The organism is Pantoea sp. SORGH_AS_0659, assembly GCF_031453915.1.
GTDB lineage: Bacteria > Pseudomonadota > Gammaproteobacteria > Enterobacterales > Enterobacteriaceae > Pantoea > Pantoea leporis.
Genome location: NZ_JAVJAK010000001.1, coordinates 348,599 through 365,090, shown reverse-complemented (window position 1 = coordinate 365,090; position 16,492 = coordinate 348,599). Strand labels below are relative to the sequence as shown.

Sequence of the window (16,492 nt, the reverse complement as noted above, 5' to 3'; positions counted from 1 at the left end):
GCATTCCTTTACTTTATGAGACGTCACTATGTTTACTGACACCCTGAATAAATGCGCCGCCAACGCGGCGCGCATTGTGCGTACGGCGCAGCACAGCCCGCAGGCCTTCTGGATCAGCTCGGCGATGGCGGGCGCTTACGTTGGCCTGGCGATTATCCTGATCTTCACGCTCGGCAATCTGGTCGATCCGGCTTATCGTCCGCTGCTGATGGGCGCGACTTTCGGTATCGCTTTAACGCTGGTGATCATCGCTGGTTCCGAGTTGTTCACCGGCCACACCATGTTCCTGACCATCGGCGTCAAAGCCGGCAGCATCAAGCAAGGCCAGATGTGGTGCGTGCTGCCGCAAACCTGGCTGGGTAATCTTGTCGGTTCAGTATTCGTCGCGCTGATTTATTACTATGCGGCGGGTCCGCTGCTGCCAAATGCCGGATCGCTGCTGCACAGCGCGGCGCTGGCAAAAACCACGCAGCCAGCCATGGCGCTGTTCTTTAAAGGCGCGCTGTGTAACTGGCTGGTCTGCCTGGCGATTTGGATGGCGGTGCGTACCGAAGGCACGGCGAAGTTCATCGCCATCTGGTGGTGTTTGCTGGCGTTTATCGCTTCCGGCTACGAACACTCGATTGCCAACATGACGGTCTTTGCGCTGTCGTGGTTTGGTCAGCATAATGCCGACTTCACAATGAGCGGCATCGGCCACAACCTGCTGTGGGTGACGCTGGGCAATATGTTCTCCGGCATGGTGATGATGGGCCTCGGTTACTGGTACGCCACACCGCAGGCGCAGCGCCCGCAGGCCGAAGCGCAAGCCGCGCCGCTCAAAACCGCATAACACTTTTTCAGCCCGCCTTGCGCGGGCTTTTTTCAGGATGAGCTATGGACTACTTTCCGCTGTTTTGCCGCCTGCAAGGCAAGCGCTGTTTGCTGGTGGGCGGTGGCGATGTGGCAGAACGCAAAGCGCGTTTACTGCTGGATGCCGGTGCCAATTTGCAGGTTGGCGCGCTGGATTTCTCTCCCGCTTTTCAGCAGTGGGCACAACAGGGAAAGTTGACCTTACTCCCCGGCGCGTTTGACGAGCGCTGGCTCGCGGATTGTTGGCTGGTGATTGCCGCCACCGATGATGATGCGGTGAATCAGCAGGTTGGCGATGCGGCTGAGCGGCGGCGCATCTTTTGCAATCTGGTGGATGCGCCGCAGGAAGCCAGCGCGATTATGCCGTCAATTATCGATCGTTCGCCGCTGATGATCGCCGTGTCATCTGGCGGTCGCGCGCCGGTGCTGGCGCGTTTACTGCGTGAAAAACTTGAAGCGATACTGCCACAACATCTGGGTGAGTTAGCGTCCTTAGCCGGATCGTTGCGCAATCGTGTGAAGCGTAGCTTTAACAGCATGGCGCAGCGGCGCGCTTTCTGGGAGCGCTTCTTCGTGAGCGATCGTCTGGCGCAAACCCTGGCGAATGGCGATCGGACACGCGCCGAGCACATCGTCGAGACTTTGTTCGATGCGCCGCTATCGCAGCAAGGCGAAGTGGTGCTGGTGGGCGCCGGGCCGGGCGATGCCGGGCTACTGACGCTGAAAGGCTTGCAGCATATCCAGCAGGCCGATGTGGTGGTGTATGACCGCCTGGTCTCGGCGCCCATCCTCAATCTGGTCCGCCGCGATGCGGAGCGCATCTTTGTCGGCAAACAAGCCGGCAATCACTGCGTACCGCAATCGCAGATCAACCAGGTTTTACTTGAGCAGGCGCAGAGCGGCAAGCGGGTGGTGCGACTAAAAGGTGGCGATCCCTTTATCTTCGGCCGCGGCGGTGAAGAGCTGGAACTGCTGGCGCAGCACAACATCCCGTTTAGCGTGGTGCCGGGCATCACCGCCGCCTCGGGCTGTTCTGCTTACAGCGGTATTCCGCTGACGCATCGCGACCACGCGCAGAGCGTGCGTTTCGTCACCGGCCATTTGCAGCAGCATGGTGAAATTGAGTGGCGCAAGCTGGCGGCTGAACAGCAAACGTTGGTGTTCTATATGGGGCTGGCGCAGGCGCCGGAAATTCAGCAGCAGCTGTTGCAACACGGCATGGATGCCGCGATGCCGGTGGCGATCGTGCAGAACGGCACCACGCCGCAGCAGCGCGTTGAGACCGCAACGCTGGCGGAACTGGCCACGCTGGCGCAGCAGTTTGCCAGTCCGGCTCTGATTATTGTTGGTCGCGTGGTAGAACTGCGTTCTCAGTTACGCTGGTTCTGAAACGGCAAAAAACTGTACAGCGCTGCGCTTTGTCGCCAGACTATGGGCCATCTTTCTCGTCAATAAGGAGTTTCCATGCGCGTTGCTTCACGGGTTTGCGCGTTGTTATTGCCGTTAAGCGCGGTTGCTACCGCCGCACCGGTTACCTGGTCGAACGTGGTGGGTGAATGGCAGGTGGTGGCGGTAACGCCTAAGAAGGAAGTCGGTCAGCTGTATATCAAGAATGATCCACAGTTTATGGGCGCGCGCGTGGCATTTAAGCCGAATGCGATCACCTGGACGCGCGGCACTGCTGAGCGCAACATTAATCCTTCCGTCGATAACTGCAACGCTAAGCCGCGCCTGAGCGCCGCCAATGGCGCGGGGCAGGATCGTGATTTCAGCTTCCGCTACGGCTTCAATGTGAGTTGTGGCAACCAGGCGTGGGGACCTGCGCCGGGCGCGGTGATCAGCGTGCTGGCTGACGGTAACGCCCGCCTGTTCTGGGATGGCGCGGAACTGGCGTTACATCGCATCAAATAAAAAACGGCGGGTCAAATGACCCGCCGTTCTGTTCTATTCCGCACACCGCTTACGGTTGTGCGACAAAACCTACCGCTTCATACACTTTCTTCAGCGTTTCCTGCGCATGGGCGCGGGCTTTTGCTGCGCCATCGCGCATCACCTGATTCAGCAACTCTTCATCGTTACGGAAACGATGATAGCGCTCCTGCAGCTCGGTCAGCATGCCGGAAACCGCTTCAGCCACTTCACCTTTCAGGTGGCCGTACATTTTGCCTTCGAACTCTTGCTCCAGCTGCGCAATGGTTTTACCGGTCACGCCCGCAAGAATATCCAGCAGGTTTGATACACCGGCTTTCTCTTTGACGTCGTAGCGCACCACTGGCGGCTCGGCGGAGTCGGTCACCGCACGTTTGATCTTCTTCACCACCGCTTTGGTGTCTTCCAGCAGACCAATCACGTTGTTACGGTTGTCGTCTGACTTGGACATTTTTTTGGTCGGCTCAAGCAGCGACATCACGCGTGCACCCGATTTCGGAATGAACGGTTCAGGCACTTTGAACACATCGCCGTACAGCGCATTGAAACGCTGGGCGATATCGCGGCTCAGCTCCAGATGCTGCTTCTGATCTTCGCCAACCGGCACCTGATTGGTTTGATAGAGCAGGATATCGGCCGCCATCAGCACCGGATAATCAAACAGGCCTGCGGTGATGTTTTCCGAGTAGCGCGCAGATTTATCTTTGAACTGCGTCATGCGGCTCAGCTCACCAAAATAGGCGTAGCAGTTCAGCACCCAGCTCAGCTGCGCATGCTCTGGCACGTGCGACTGAACAAAGATGGTGCTTTTTGCCGGGTCGATGCCGCAGGCAAGATAGAGCGCTAAGGTATCCAGCGTGGCTTTACGCAGCGCGGTTGGATCCTGACGTACGGTGATGGCGTGCAGATCGACGATGCAGTAAATGCAGTGAAAATCATCCTGCATCTGCACCCACTGACGCAGCGCACCCATATAGTTGCCAATGGTCAGTTCACCGGAAGGCTGGGCGCCGCTGAAAACGATGGGTTTGCTCATGTTATGTCCTGATAATCACAGCCCGATAGCGGGCAAAAGTTCGTCAAAAGAGTCGAGAGTTAAATCGGGTTGGCTGGTAGCAATCGGCTCGCCGTAGTTGTAGCCGAATGTCATACCGATGTTCGGTACGCCTGCCGCCTGGGCCGCGAGAATATCATTGCGAGAATCGCCGACAAACAGTAATTGTCCCGGAAGCACGCCAAAATGGCCAAGGACGAGGAAAATGGCCGCTGGATGGGGCTTTTTCACAATTACGTCGTCACCGCCGATAATCTGCGTGAAGTACTCAGCAATCCCGAGCGACTTCAGCAGCGGCGCCACAAATGGCGTTGGCTTGTTGGTGACGATCGCCAACGGCAGGCCTTTCGCCTGCAAGGCCGCCAGCGTCTCTACTACCTGCGGGAACAGCGTACTGCCCGCTTCTACCGTTTGCGCGTAATACTTGTCAAACAGCGCACGCGCATCGCGTTGCTCTTCGGCATGCGGCTCGCGTCCCAGCGCCCAGGTCAGCGCGCGGGTCATCATCACGTCAGCGCCGTTACCAATCCAGGTAGAAGCCAATGCCAAACCCGGCGGCGGCAGCTGCAGATCGCTCAGCGCATGATCGATGGCTTGTGCCAGGCCCGGCGCGCTATCGACCAGCGTACCGTCGAGGTCAAACGCCAGCGCGCGGATATCAGTGAAATGAGCCATTAACTTTCTCCAGTTCGCCACGCATTTCATCGATCACTTTTTTGTAATCCGGATGACCGAAGATCGCGGAACCGGCAACAAACATATCGGCACCGGCGGCAGCAATCTGGCCGATGTTATCGATTTTCACGCCGCCATCCACTTCCAGACGAATGTTGTAGCCACTCTCATCAATCAGGCGACGCGCCTGACGCAGTTTGTCGAGCGTACCGGGAATGAAGGATTGACCGCCAAAGCCTGGGTTCACCGACATCAGCAGAATGATGTCCAGCTTATCCATTACATAATCGAGGTAGTGGAGCGGCGTCGCAGGGTTGAACACCAGACCGGCTTTGCAACCATGCTCTTTGATCAGCTGCAGCGTGCGATCAACATGCTCGCTGGCTTCCGGGTGGAAAGTGATGAAGGTGGCGCCCGCTTTAGCGAATTCCGGGATCAATGCATCCACAGGTTTAACCATCAGATGCACATCAATAGGTGCAGTGATGCCGTAATCGCGCAGCGCTTTAAGCACCATCGGCCCCATCGTCAGATTGGGAACGTAGTGGTTATCCATCACATCGAAATGGACCACATCACCACCTGCCGCCAGCGCTTTGGCCGTGTCTTCACCCAAACGCGCGAAGTCAGCAGCCAGAATTGATGGGGCCAGTAAAAATTGTTTCATCCGATTCTCCCAATTTTGTGCGCCAGCCTGAGCTGGCGTAATGCCTTGGTCGCGGACGAAACAGGCTAGCGGAAAAGCGCTAGCAGTTCGTCGACTTGCGTGCGACCACTTATGCTTCGGCTGATGGAACGCCGGGCTTTGACTATGTGTAAATCCGCATTCTGATACCACTCACGCGTGAGTACCGTATCGTGGTTTGAAATCAGTACCGGGATGCGATTTTGCTGCGAAAGCTTATTGGCTAACTCAGCCAGATGCTGCTGCTCGCGCAGACTAAAACTGTTGGTGTGGTAAGCGGTAAAATTCGCTGTCGCCGAAAGCGGGGCATACGGCGGATCGCAATAAACCACTGAGCCTTCAACGGCGTTGTTCAGAGTAACATCGTACGATTCACAGACAAAGGTCGCTTTTTGCGCCCGTTCGGCAAACCAGAGCAGCTCCGCTTCCGGGAAGTACGGCTTGCGATACCGGCCAAAAGGCACGTTAAACTCACCGCGCAAATTGTAGCGGCACAGACCGTTATAACCGTGGCGATTGAGATACAGAAACAGCACCGCGCGCTGATATTCATCTTTGCTCGCATTAAAGGCGATGCGCTGCGCGTAGTAGGTTTCTGCCGTGTTGCCTTCAGCGTTGAAAAGCTGGCGCGCGTCTTCAATGAAAGCCGCGGTACGCGTTTTGACGATGTTATACAGATTGATGAGATCACCGTTGATGTCCGCCAGGTGATAGCGGTCATAGTCGGTGTTGAGGAACACGGAACCGGCGCCGACAAAGGGTTCGATTAGACAATCACCTTGTGGCAAATGACGACGGATGTCATCGAGGAGCGGGTATTTCCCTCCGGCCCATTTCAGGAAAGCGCGATTTTTTTTCATGCTGTCGTGGTTATTACATCTTAATTATTGGCTGTGGTGGAACCGACAGCAGCTCTGCGCTTTAAACGGGGCCGCATTTTTGCGGCCCCACATCTCATTACTGGCTTTCTTTCTTCACCTGGCTAAGCGGTTTTACCCACGGATTGGCCGCACGCACTTCCGCTGGCAGCGATGCCACGGCGCGTTTCGCATCGGCTGGCGTGGCAAAAGCGCCGCTCACCAACACATACCAAGGTTCGCCGTTACGCGTGGTTTTATACACGTGATAACCACTCAGGTTCTGTTTTCTCGCCCAGGCGTTCAGGCTCTCTTCTTTCGACGCACCGCTCAACTGCAGCGTGTAGTTCCCGCCCGACGGCAACGATTTGCTGGCACCGCTCGCACTGGCAGGCGCGGGATTACGCGTCGCGGTGGTGCGGGTGTTGTTCTCTTTCACAGCTGCTGGTTTAGTGGCGGTCGGTGTTTTATGCGGCGTCGACGCGTGCGTCTCGCGTGTACCGTTGTTGCTGGTGCGCGCGGGGGTTTCTGAACGCATGGCTGGCGGCGTGATCGCTTTACCGTTGCCGCTGACTGTGGCTGGCGCGGTTGGCAGCGAGCTATTACCCTGCGCGCCTTGTGCTGCGGCATCGACAGAACCTTGCTGATTGTTCAGCGCACTATTGAGATCGCCAGGCAGCGTGACACGTTGTTGATTAGCTGGCGTATCCACAGGCGCAGCTTGCGTCGGCGTCGAGGAGACCGATGGCATCGAGATGGATTGACCATCGCTGCCCGCTGGTGCAGTTGTTCCCGCGGTGTTTTGCGCTGCGCTGCCTTCAGCAGAAGGCGTGGCGTTTTGCTGGCCGCTCATGGACGTCGATCCCGAAAGGTCGATGTTCTTTTCGCTGCCACCGGCAGAAGGTGCCGCGCCATTATTTGCGGTATTGGTTGCGGGTTTCTTCTCGTCTGGGCCGGTTAATGCTGAACCAATCCCCAGCACCACCAACAGCAGAACCAAAATACCAATGCCCATCATCATATGTTGACGGGAAACCGGTACTTTCACTTTCGGCGCAGAAGACGATTTGCGTGGCCGCGTCGGACGGCGGTCACTGGCGTCAGGTTTTAACTCGTCTTCCGGTTTGAACTCATCCATTTAGCCTCCTCCGTAAAACGACGCGCTTCCCACACGCCGCATCACCACTCATCACTTCTAATAATCAGGGTTTCTGGCAATCGTTAATTGCTGCCAGCACCATATCATGAGCCACACCGCCACGCACTTCAGAGCGGCCAATAGCGAGAGGCAGCACCAGACGCAGCTCGCCCGCCAGCACTTTCTTATCGCGCATCATGTGTGGCAAATAATCTTCCGCCGCCATGCTCGCCGGGCCATGTACAGGCAAACCAGCACGCAGCAGCAGTGCGATAATGCGATCGGTTTCAACCGAGGTGAACTGCCCTAAACGTTCAGCGGTACGTGCGGCCATCACCATGCCAGCCGACACCGCTTCGCCGTGCAGCCAGTTGCCGTAGCCCATGTGCGCTTCAATCGCATGACCAAAAGTATGGCCCAGATTGAGCAGTGCACGTACGCCGGTTTCGCGCTCATCAGCCGCAACCACTTCTGCTTTTAGCTCGCAGCAGCGACGGATGCAGTAAGCCAGGGCTTTTTCATCCAGCGCCAGCAGAGCATCAAGATTTTGCTCTAGCCACTGGAAGAATTCGCCATCAAGGATAATGCCGTATTTGATCACTTCCGCCAGACCGGACGCTAGTTCGCGCGGTGGCAGAGTGGTCAGGCAATGGGTATCCACTACGACAGACGCAGGCTGATAAAACGCCCCAATCATGTTTTTGCCGAGTGGATGGTTTACCGCGGTTTTTCCACCGACGGAGGAGTCAACCTGAGACAACAACGTGGTCGGCACCTGAATAAAGCGCACGCCACGCTGATAGCTGGCTGCAGCAAATCCGGTTAAGTCACCAATCACGCCACCACCGAGTGCAATCAACGTGGTATCACGACCGTGCGGCTTTTTCAGCAGCGCGGTGAACACCTCGTCCATGACCGCCAGGGTTTTGTACTGCTCACCATCAGGCAAAATGACCTGATCTACCTTAATGCCGGCATTGCTGAGCAGCGCTGACAGGGGTTCAAGATAGATCGGCGCCAGGGTCTGGTTTGTCACCAGCATGGCATTGTCGCCTGCTTTGAGCGGCCAAAAAGAAGCCGGATCGTTAAACAGTCCGGCAGCGATGGTGATGGGGTAACTGCGATCCCCGAGTGAGACAGTGATCTTCTCCATGATGACCGATACCTATTGCTGAGCCCTCAGGGCGCTGGATTAGTTCTTTTCCAGCATGTTGATGATCTGATTGGCCACCACTTTTGCACTCTGATCGTCAGTGCGAATAGTGACATCAGCGATCTCTTCATAAAGCGGATTACGTTCACCAGCTAGCGCTTCCAGTACTTCGCGCGGCGGTGATTCAACCTGCAACAGCGGACGCTTTTTATCACGCTGGGTTCGTGCAAGTTGCTTTTCGATGGTGGTTTCAAGGTATACGACCACACCGCGGGCGGAGAGACGATTACGGGTCTCGCGGGATTTGACTGAGCCGCCACCGGTCGCGAGGACAATGCCTTGCTTCTCGGTCAGCTCATTAATGATCTTTTCTTCACGATCGCGGAAGCCTTCTTCGCCTTCCACATCAAATACCCAGCCTACATCCGCTCCGGTGCGTCGCTCAATTTCCTGATCGGAATCGAAAAATTCCATATTGAGTTGCTGAGCCAACTGACGACCAATAGTGCTTTTGCCGGCACCCATCGGCCCAACCAGAAAGATATTGCGTTTCTCTGCCATTTTATCGGTATTACTAAGAATTCGTTGATGATACCCCGCGTTCAGCATAGCTGGCGGGACAGGAACTGAGACCTCATGAGCGTTAACAAGAGTCAGACGGAAAATTATCTCAACACTCATGGCCGTTTGGCAACCGAATAAATTGCCCCCGGCGACCTCTTAACAGGACCGGTCTGTGGTTCGCGAGACGGTAACGCACCTCCGCTGATCCGCTATATTTCGTGCTACAGGCACGCTGGCCGGGGTCATCCACTGTCATCGCTTACCGATGTAAGCACAGTGCATTCACTCATTTAACGTCTTACTGGAGCTCGAATTATTTTGGCGATATTTCTTTTGACGTCAGTATCGCTTGTGACCAACGTCATTCGGAAGGTTATTCTGCCGCGTTCCGTTACACCGTTTTGAAAATCGCTAAACCTTGTAAGCTAATTCCAGCCCTGCGTCAACGCAGTTGGCCTCACAGAACGAATTTTCCGCTTTATCCGGCAGTAAGCGCTGCTTCCCTGACCAGTCTGGGAGTAATAAAGATCACCAGCTCCTTTTTCTTCTGCTCATCAGTTTGCTGACGGAACAAATTCCCTAATAAAGGCATATCGCCCAGCCAGGGCACGCGTTTTTCGCTCTGCGTACGCTGCTGCTGGAAAATGCCGCCCAGCGCTAAGGTTTCGCCATCGCGCAGCGTCACCTGAGTCTCGATCTCCTGCTTATCAATACTCAGCACCTGGTTATCGCCAATGTTTACACTGCGCCCTGGCAAGTTCTGGCTCAGCCGCAGTTTGAGCTGGATGCGGCCATTTCCCAGCACCACCGGCGTCACTTCCATGCCTAAAACCGCTTCCTTAAATTCAATGGCGGTGGCACCGCTGTTGCCCGATTTCACCTCATAAGGAATTTCCGTGCCCTGTTTGATGCTGGCGGTTTGCTGATGCGAGGTAAACAAGCGCGGACTGGCGATGATTTCGATTTGGTTCTCCTGCTCCAGCGCACTCAGTTCCAGATTGAGCAATTCGCCGCTGACCTGGCCCAGCGTCACGCCCGCGCGAAACGCCGGATTACTCACCGCAAGAGGAATCTCGAGCAGCGGGTTGCGCAACGCCTGCGTTACCACTTCTGCCGGTGACGTGCCCCAGTTAACACCTAACTCGCGCAGATGCTCTTCATTGATGGTGACGATGTGTGCCGCGAGCTCAACCTGCTCGAGCGGCAAATCCAGCGCTTTTAACCAGCGCTCGGTGTCACGCAATGCCTCAGCCGTATCGCGCAGCAGCAAACTGTTGGTGCGGCTATCGACCGTGACGCTACCGCGCGGCGTCATCAACGAACGTTCGGCTTGCAGGCTGCGGTAAATATCGCTGGCGCTGGCGTAATGCAGCGTCACGGTTTGTTGTTCCAGCGGCGTTTGCTGCTTCTCCTCCTCACGCTCCACCTTTTCCTGTTGCGCCTGCTGCTGCTGCCAGCTTTCCGGATAGACCAGCAAAACGCCCTCTTCCTGCACCACGGTGAGTTTTGCCAGCTGCGTTACCAGCGCGAGCGCGCGATCCCAGCCGACATTGTCTAAGCGCAGCGACAGCCGACCTTCAACGCCCGGCGCAATCAGCAGGTTGGTCTGCTGATAATCTGCCAGCGCCTGCAAAATGCGTTCAACCGGCGCATCATCAAACGTCAGACTTAATCGGTCGTCGTTAGCGCGCAGCGGCATGCTCAGACACAGCAGCATCAGTAACGTCATCCATTTCATAAAAACCTCCTTTTATTACCCATGTGATTTGCTGTGGCGTGCAGCTTTGTGCTGCGCTCAACACCAGCATGCGCGACGTAAGCTGCACGACTTGCCAGGGCGGCTGGGGAAAAGGCGCTTGATTATCCAGCCGATGGCTTTTGCCTTGAGGTGACACCAGCCACGCCACGTAGTGCGGCGCCGTGCCAATAATGCCCTGCAAGCGCCAGCCTTCTGGCGCAGCAACCTGCGTCTGACACAGCGTTGCTGCCAGCGGCTGGAAAGGATCGCGCGCCAGCGCCAGCGAGCTACAAAGCCACAACAGCAAGGCGCTACTCCGCATCGTCACTCTCCAGCCACAGTTGCGTGTTCAATACACCTTGCTCGGCTTGCAGCTGAAAGCGTTGTGGCACCGGTAATCGGGTGCTGGCTAGTTCACTAAACAGCGGCAGAAATTGCGGCCAGGCAAGCCTTAACTGCAGCTGCTGCGGCTGGCTATCCGGATGCCAGGCTTCCAGCTGATTGCCGCGCGCTGCCACGATTCGCTCCAGCGTTTGCTGAGTGCCGGTATCCTTCGTGGGTTGCTGCAGCAGGCTAATCTCGCTCTGCAACACATCAATCGCCGGAAGTGAAGCCAGCTGTTGCAACCGCTGTTGCTGCTGTTGACGCATCTGTTCCAGCTGCCGCGCTTGCGCTTCACGCATCTGCTGCTGCGGACGAAGCAGCACGATCCACGTCAGCGCAAACAGCCCCAGCGATAACGTCAAAAGTCCCAGCATGCGCAGCGGCAGCGTGAGCATCAGCCAGCGCTGCAGGAGTTCATTCATCGGCTACCTCCTGCACGCGCGCATGCAAAGCAAAACGATAGTCGCCGCCCGCTTCGCGCTTCACAGCGCCCTGCTTTACGCTGCTGAACAGCGGCTGAGTCATGAGCTGATGACGAAAATCACTGACCGCCGCCATGCTCTGCGCTTGCCCTTCCAGCACCAGTTGCCCTTGCCGACGTTCGAGGCGATTGAGCCACAAGGTGTCTGGCATTAACTCCGATAATTGCTGCCAAAAATGCTGCCAGCGCTGATGCTGATCTTGCCGTTGCAGCTGTGCCTGCTGCGCCTGAAGAAGTGATTCACGCAGCTTCAACAGCGATTGCTGCTGTTCCAGCTGTTGCTGCAGTGCGCTGAGGATAGAGGTGATATCCATCAGCGCGTCCGTTTGTTGCTGCCGTGCAATGACGCCGCGCCACCACAGTAATGAGAGGATCAGCAAGGTGCAGGCCAGCGTGAGCGACAGCAGCGAGACACTCTGCTGGCGCCGCCGCTGCGATTGCTGGATGCGCCAGGGAAGCAGGTTGACCGCCAGCATCAGATATCCTCCGGGCGCAGCGCCAGCCCAAGCGCGATGGCAAAAATACCTTCCTGTGCAGGCAACGGCGGTTGCAGATAGTGCAGCAGCGAAAACGGCTTGCAGCGTTTAACCTGCTCCTCAGGCAAAACCTGAGTTGAGGTGCAGAATACGCTTTCCATCTGCGGGAAGGTTTCGCGCAGCTGTGCGAGGGTGAGAGGTTCGGTGGCCGCGCCTGATGTAGTGCTTTCCCCCACCAGCGCCCATAGCCAATGATCGCTAAGCGGATGAATCAATAAGTGGTTGTGGCGTAACGGCAGGCGCATGGCGATCTGCGTCAGCGCCAGGCTACTCAGTTCGAATACGTCCGGTCGCAGACCTGCCTGTTTGAGCGGCGTCAGCCATTGCGTAATCACCTCGCGCCGTGCCGCGGTAACGTAAAGCGGTGCATCCTTGCCCGGTGAGCGATAATCCAGCGACAGCGAAGCGGGTTCGACGGGAAACAGACGCTGCGCAGAAGCCGCCACATAGCGCCCCAGCGCGGGTTCACGCAGCGAGGTTTCCGGCAGCGGCAAAGTGCGTTGCAATACCAACTGCGGCGGCAGGCCAACGCGCAGTGAATAGCGCTTCGGCAGATGGCGCTGCCAGCGCCCTAACATATCCAGTAACGCAGGCGTGGTTTGCAGCACGCCGTTTCTTAACGTATCTTGCGGCAGCGTTTGTTGCCACCAGTGTCGCAACTGCCAACCATGACGTCGGCGTTCGATGCCAAGGGCACACAGTTGTCCGTTTTGGATATCCAGTCCAATTTGCCAGCGCTGAAAAGCCATACGCGCGATCTCCTTATCATTAAAAGGTCAGAGTGCTGATACCCCGGCAACTTCAAGCCTGACAGGTATATGAATGCGTCAGGCTTGTCTTTATACTACCGCGCGGTTGCTTATAAACTGCTCAAACGACAACAGATGGGAATTCTCAGGTGAAGTTCGTAAAGTATTTATTGATCCTTGCAGTGTGTTGCATTTTGCTGGGAGCCGGCACGGTTTATGGTTTGTACAAATACATAGAGCCGCAGCTGCCTGATGTGAACACATTGAAAGATGTGCGCCTGCAAACTCCTATGCAGGTTTACAGCGCGGATGGCGATCTAATCGCCCAGTACGGCGAGAAGCGCCGTGTCCCGCTGACCCTACAACAGATGCCGCCTGAGTTAATCAAAGCGTTTATTGCCACCGAAGATAGCCGTTTCTACGAGCATCACGGTGTCGATCCGGTGGGGATTTTCCGTGCAGCCAGCATTGCGCTGATGTCCGGTCACGCCTCGCAGGGCGCCAGTACCATTACTCAACAGCTGGCGCGTAACTTCTTCCTCAGCCCGGAACGCACCTTGATGCGTAAGATTAAGGAAGCGTTCCTCGCGATCCGTATCGAACAGCTGCTGAGCAAAGATGAAATCCTTGAGCTCTATCTCAACAAGATTTATCTCGGCTATCGCGCGTACGGCGTGGGCGCGGCGGCGCAGGTCTACTTTGGTAAACCTATTGATCAACTGTCGCTGAGTGAAATGGCGATGATTGCTGGGTTGCCAAAAGCACCTTCGACGTTCAACCCGCTCTATTCTCATACGCGTGCGCTGGCGCGTCGTAATGTGGTGCTGGCGCGTATGCTGGATCAAAACTACATCACGCAGCAGCAATATAACGAAGCGCGTAACTCGCCGCTGACGGCCAGCTATCACGGCCCGGAAATCGCCTTCTCTGCACCTTACTTAAGTGAAATGGTGCGTCAGGAGATGGTGAAGCGTTATGGCGATAAAGCCTATGAAGATGGTTACAAGGTCTACACCACCGTCACCCGCCATCTGCAGGAAGCCGCACAGCAGGCGGTGCGTAACAATGTGATGGCGTATGACATGCGCCACGGCTATCGCGGTCCAACCAATGTGCTGTGGAAAGTGGGCGAAGCGAGCTGGGATCAAACCCGCATCCAGAATGCGCTGAAAAATCTGCCAACTTACGGACCGCTGAATGCTGCGGTGATCACCAGCGCCAGCGCCGATCAGGCCACGGCGATGCTGAAAGATGGCAGCAGCGTTACGCTGAATATGGCCGGCGTACGCTGGGCACGCGCTTACAAATCTGACACGCTGCAAGGCCCAACGCCGCGCAGCGTGACGCAGGTGCTGCAAACCGGCCAGCAGATTTGGGTGCGTAAAGTGAATGACGACTGGTGGCTCGGCCAGGTTCCGGCGGTGAACTCGGCGCTGGTGTCACTCAATCCAGAAGATGGTGCGGTTCGCGCGCTGGTCGGCGGTTTCGATTTCAATCAGAGCATGTTCAACCGCGCAACCCAGGCGCTGCGTCAGGTGGGTTCCAACATCAAACCCTTCCTGTATACCGCAGCGATGGATCGCGGTTTAACGCTGGCATCGATTCTCAACGACGTGCCGATTTCGCGCTGGGATGCCGGTGCGGGTGCTGACTGGCGTCCGAAGAACTCACCGCCAACGTATGCAGGTCCAATCCGTTTGCGTCAGGGCTTAGGCGAGTCGAAAAACGTGGTGATGGTACGTGCGATGCGTGCGATGGGCGTTGATTACGCGGCGGAATATCTGCAGCGTTTCGGCTTCCCGGCGCAGAACATCGTGCATACCGAATCGTTAGCCTTAGGCGCGGCGTCCTTTACCCCAATGCAGGTAGTACGCGGCTACGCGGTGATGGCGAACGGCGGCTTCCTGATTGATCCTTACTTCATCGCGAAGATTGAGAATGAACAAGGCGGCGTGATCTTCGAAGAAAAACCGAAGATTGCCTGTCCGCAGTGCAACCTGCCGGTGATCTATGGCGATACCAAAAAGTCGGTCGCGTTGAATGAAGAGAGCGTCGAGAATGTCGCGACCTCCGATCAATCGCAGAACCAAACCGTGCCGCAACCGGAGCTGGAGCAAGTGCCTGCACAGCCGGGTGGCGAGCAGCAGTATGCTCCGCACGTGATCAACACGCCGCTGTCATTCCTGATCAAGAGCGCGCTGAACACCAACATCTTCGGCGAGCCGGGCTGGATGGGAACGGGCTGGCGTGCCGGTCGTGACCTGAAGCGTAACGATATCGGCGGCAAAACCGGTACCACCAACAGCTCGAAAGATGCGTGGTTCTCTGGTTATGGTCCGGGCGTGGTGACGTCGGTGTGGATTGGTTTCGATGATTCGCGCGCGTTGGGTCGCTCCACCATGTCAGGTGCGATACCGGATCAAATCTCCGGTTACGAAGGCGGCGCGAAGAGTGCACAGCCAGCGTGGGATGACTATATGAAATCCGCGCTGGAAGGCGTGCCGGTACAGCCGCTAACACCGCCAGATGGCGTGGTCACCGTTAACATCGATCGCGGCACCGGCAAGTTGGCTAACGGCGGTAACTCGCGTCAGGAGTACTTCATCAACGGCACCCAGCCAACCGAGTATTCGGTGCATGATGTCGGCACCACCCTCATGGACAACGGCGAAAGCCACGAACTGTTCTGATCAAAAAAGCCGGCAAATGCGCCGGCTTTCTTTTTTTAATGATGATGCAATTTAGTAGCTTAAACGGCCCTGCTTCACCAGCCACTCACGCACCATAAACAGCGCGCTGACGTTACGCGCTTCGCGGAAGTCGGGTTCATCCAGCAGCGCCAGCAGATTATTTAGCGGCCAGCGATGGACAATTAGCGGCTCCGGCTCATCACCTTCCAGCTTCTCTTCGTACAAACCTTCCGCCACCACGATGTTCATCTTGCTGGAGAAATATGAGGGCGCCATGGTCAGCTTGCCCAGCGCTTCCAGTTTGGTGGCACCAAATCCCGCTTCTTCTTTCAGTTCACGATCGGCGGCTTCAAAGGCGCTTTCGCCAGGATCGATTAGCCCTTTAGGAAAGCCCAGTTCATAGCTTTCCAGACCGACGGCATACTCCTGGATCAGGATCACGTCATCGCCAATAATCGGCACAATCATCACCGCTTCACGGTCGGAAGGTTTCATGCGCTCATAAACGCGGCGCGCGCCATTGCTGAAAACGAGATCGACCGCTTCGATGGTGAACAGGCGGGAGCGGGCCACCGCTGCCACATTGAGGATGTCAGGTTTTTTCATTGGGGTTTTCATATCAGCCTCAAACTTAGCACAACCCTGTGAAACGTGATGACGCCAGCATACCGAAGCCAGAACTATTGTGCGACACGCAGCGTAAGTAAACTATGGTGACACACATTCACTTATGGCTGCTAACAACTTCTTGTTATCTATGCAGTTAAAAATTCACAATAAGTCAACGGTGTTGGGTTAAATTCAGAAAATACCGATATTTAGTTGAGTCATGTCTGGTTAACATCCCGTTAAGGAATGATCTAACAAACTATAATTAAATGATTTTGCGCGTTATTTTATCTGACTTTTCCCTTGTCAGAATGACATCTGCTCGCCAAAATTGACTTGTATTGATGGATTCACCGGGAGTAATTCGTTAACGTGAAGGCAGTTTTTTGGCTGGATTG

At 56.1% G+C, this 16,492-nt stretch carries 17 protein-coding genes; 4 read left to right on the top strand and 13 right to left on the bottom strand.

Annotated elements, in window-relative coordinates:
- Window positions 1-28 precede the first annotated feature (28 nt).
- The 3 genes from nirC (at window position 29) to Q3H59_RS01755 (ending at window position 2,763) form a co-directional block, all read left to right on the top strand.
- Window positions 29-832, top strand: a complete 804-nt coding sequence (nirC, locus tag Q3H59_RS01765) for a nitrite transporter NirC (protein WP_192414857.1) — start codon at window positions 29-31, stop codon at window positions 830-832.
- A gap of 44 nt (window positions 833-876) precedes the next feature.
- Window positions 877-2,241: a siroheme synthase CysG gene (cysG, locus tag Q3H59_RS01760; protein WP_309832871.1), complete on the top strand. Its 1,365-nt coding sequence runs from the start codon at window positions 877-879 to the stop codon at window positions 2,239-2,241.
- Between the two features lie 75 nt (window positions 2,242-2,316).
- A complete protein-coding gene (locus Q3H59_RS01755; RefSeq protein WP_309832869.1) occupies window positions 2,317-2,763 on the top strand; it encodes a hypothetical protein in 447 nt (148 codons plus the stop codon).
- 49 nt (window positions 2,764-2,812) lie between these two features.
- Here the strand turns inward: Q3H59_RS01755 and trpS are convergent, their stop codons facing one another.
- The 12 genes from trpS to pilM all read right to left on the bottom strand — a co-directional run bounded on the left by trpS (window position 2,813) and on the right by pilM (window position 12,795).
- Window positions 2,813-3,817 carry a tryptophan--tRNA ligase gene (trpS, locus tag Q3H59_RS01750; protein ID WP_101762662.1) on the bottom strand — a complete coding sequence of 335 codons (1,005 nt, stop codon included), beginning with the start codon at window positions 3,815-3,817 and terminating at the stop codon, window positions 2,813-2,815.
- A 15-nt stretch (window positions 3,818-3,832) separates the two neighbouring features.
- Window positions 3,833-4,510, bottom strand: coding sequence for a phosphoglycolate phosphatase (locus Q3H59_RS01745; protein WP_101762663.1), 678 nt, complete (start codon window positions 4,508-4,510; stop codon window positions 3,833-3,835).
- The gene (gene rpe, locus Q3H59_RS01740; RefSeq protein WP_101762664.1) at window positions 4,494-5,177 is read right to left on the bottom strand and encodes a ribulose-phosphate 3-epimerase; all 684 of its coding nucleotides are present in this window, start codon (window positions 5,175-5,177) and stop codon (window positions 4,494-4,496) included. The genes Q3H59_RS01745 and rpe overlap by 17 nt, the downstream gene beginning before the upstream one ends.
- 65 nt (window positions 5,178-5,242) lie before the next feature.
- Complete coding sequence (gene dam, locus Q3H59_RS01735) at window positions 5,243-6,055, bottom strand: adenine-specific DNA-methyltransferase (RefSeq protein ID WP_101762665.1); 813 nt, start codon at window positions 6,053-6,055, stop codon at window positions 5,243-5,245.
- Window positions 6,056-6,152: 97 nt separating this feature from the next.
- Window positions 6,153-7,190, bottom strand: coding sequence for an SPOR domain-containing protein (locus Q3H59_RS01730; protein WP_192414847.1), 1,038 nt, complete (start codon window positions 7,188-7,190; stop codon window positions 6,153-6,155).
- 64 nt (window positions 7,191-7,254) lie between these two features.
- On the bottom strand, window positions 7,255-8,343 hold the full coding sequence (aroB, locus tag Q3H59_RS01725; protein WP_192236981.1) for a 3-dehydroquinate synthase: 1,089 nt from the start codon (window positions 8,341-8,343) through the stop codon (window positions 7,255-7,257).
- Window positions 8,344-8,382: 39 nt separating this feature from the next.
- Window positions 8,383-8,904, bottom strand: coding sequence for a shikimate kinase AroK (gene aroK / locus Q3H59_RS01720; protein ID WP_008107887.1), 522 nt, complete (start codon window positions 8,902-8,904; stop codon window positions 8,383-8,385).
- Between the two features lie 481 nt (window positions 8,905-9,385).
- Window positions 9,386-10,645, bottom strand: a complete 1,260-nt coding sequence (hofQ, locus tag Q3H59_RS01715; protein ID WP_101762668.1) for a DNA uptake porin HofQ — start codon at window positions 10,643-10,645, stop codon at window positions 9,386-9,388.
- Window positions 10,590-10,967: a HofP DNA utilization family protein gene (locus Q3H59_RS01710; protein ID WP_309832862.1), complete on the bottom strand. Its 378-nt coding sequence runs from the start codon at window positions 10,965-10,967 to the stop codon at window positions 10,590-10,592. The genes hofQ and Q3H59_RS01710 overlap by 56 nt, the downstream gene beginning before the upstream one ends.
- The gene (locus tag Q3H59_RS01705; RefSeq protein WP_101762670.1) at window positions 10,957-11,451 is read right to left on the bottom strand and encodes a hypothetical protein; all 495 of its coding nucleotides are present in this window, start codon (window positions 11,449-11,451) and stop codon (window positions 10,957-10,959) included. The genes Q3H59_RS01710 and Q3H59_RS01705 overlap by 11 nt, the downstream gene beginning before the upstream one ends.
- Complete coding sequence (locus Q3H59_RS01700; protein WP_309832860.1) at window positions 11,444-11,986, bottom strand: PilN domain-containing protein; 543 nt, start codon at window positions 11,984-11,986, stop codon at window positions 11,444-11,446. Before Q3H59_RS01700 ends, Q3H59_RS01705 begins: the two co-directional genes overlap by 8 nt.
- Window positions 11,986-12,795: a pilus assembly protein PilM gene (pilM, locus tag Q3H59_RS01695; protein WP_309832858.1), complete on the bottom strand. Its 810-nt coding sequence runs from the start codon at window positions 12,793-12,795 to the stop codon at window positions 11,986-11,988. Before pilM ends, Q3H59_RS01700 begins: the two co-directional genes overlap by 1 nt.
- Window positions 12,796-12,944: 149 nt before the next feature.
- On the opposite strand from pilM, the gene mrcA reads away from it, so the two are divergent.
- A complete protein-coding gene (gene mrcA, locus Q3H59_RS01690) occupies window positions 12,945-15,485 on the top strand; it encodes a peptidoglycan glycosyltransferase/peptidoglycan DD-transpeptidase MrcA (protein ID WP_309832855.1) in 2,541 nt (846 codons plus the stop codon).
- A gap of 51 nt (window positions 15,486-15,536) precedes the next feature.
- Here the strand turns inward: mrcA and nudE are convergent, their stop codons facing one another.
- Complete coding sequence (gene nudE, locus Q3H59_RS01685; RefSeq protein ID WP_192414833.1) at window positions 15,537-16,103, bottom strand: ADP compounds hydrolase NudE; 567 nt, start codon at window positions 16,101-16,103, stop codon at window positions 15,537-15,539.
- Window positions 16,104-16,492 lie beyond the last annotated feature (389 nt).

Coding starts and splice junctions, on each gene's coding strand:
- aroK (WP_008107887.1), bottom strand. CDS start 8,904: ATGGCAGAGAAACGCAATATCTTTCTGGTTGGGCCGATGGGTGCCGGC.
- aroB (WP_192236981.1), bottom strand. CDS start 8,343: ATGGAGAAGATCACTGTCTCACTCGGGGATCGCAGTTACCCCATCACC.
- Q3H59_RS01700 (WP_309832860.1), bottom strand. CDS start 11,986: ATGCTGGCGGTCAACCTGCTTCCCTGGCGCATCCAGCAATCGCAGCGG.
- trpS (WP_101762662.1), bottom strand. CDS start 3,817: ATGAGCAAACCCATCGTTTTCAGCGGCGCCCAGCCTTCCGGTGAACTG.
- cysG (WP_309832871.1), top strand. CDS start 877: ATGGACTACTTTCCGCTGTTTTGCCGCCTGCAAGGCAAGCGCTGTTTG.
- pilM (WP_309832858.1), bottom strand. CDS start 12,795: ATGGCTTTTCAGCGCTGGCAAATTGGACTGGATATCCAAAACGGACAA.
- dam (WP_101762665.1), bottom strand. CDS start 6,055: ATGAAAAAAAATCGCGCTTTCCTGAAATGGGCCGGAGGGAAATACCCG.
- Q3H59_RS01745 (WP_101762663.1), bottom strand. CDS start 4,510: ATGGCTCATTTCACTGATATCCGCGCGCTGGCGTTTGACCTCGACGGT.
- Q3H59_RS01730 (WP_192414847.1), bottom strand. CDS start 7,190: ATGGATGAGTTCAAACCGGAAGACGAGTTAAAACCTGACGCCAGTGAC.
- nudE (WP_192414833.1), bottom strand. CDS start 16,103: ATGAAAACCCCAATGAAAAAACCTGACATCCTCAATGTGGCAGCGGTG.
- Q3H59_RS01710 (WP_309832862.1), bottom strand. CDS start 10,967: ATGCGGAGTAGCGCCTTGCTGTTGTGGCTTTGTAGCTCGCTGGCGCTG.
- Q3H59_RS01755 (WP_309832869.1), top strand. CDS start 2,317: ATGCGCGTTGCTTCACGGGTTTGCGCGTTGTTATTGCCGTTAAGCGCG.
- Q3H59_RS01705 (WP_101762670.1), bottom strand. CDS start 11,451: ATGAATGAACTCCTGCAGCGCTGGCTGATGCTCACGCTGCCGCTGCGC.
- nirC (WP_192414857.1), top strand. CDS start 29: ATGTTTACTGACACCCTGAATAAATGCGCCGCCAACGCGGCGCGCATT.
- hofQ (WP_101762668.1), bottom strand. CDS start 10,645: ATGAAATGGATGACGTTACTGATGCTGCTGTGTCTGAGCATGCCGCTG.
- rpe (WP_101762664.1), bottom strand. CDS start 5,177: ATGAAACAATTTTTACTGGCCCCATCAATTCTGGCTGCTGACTTCGCG.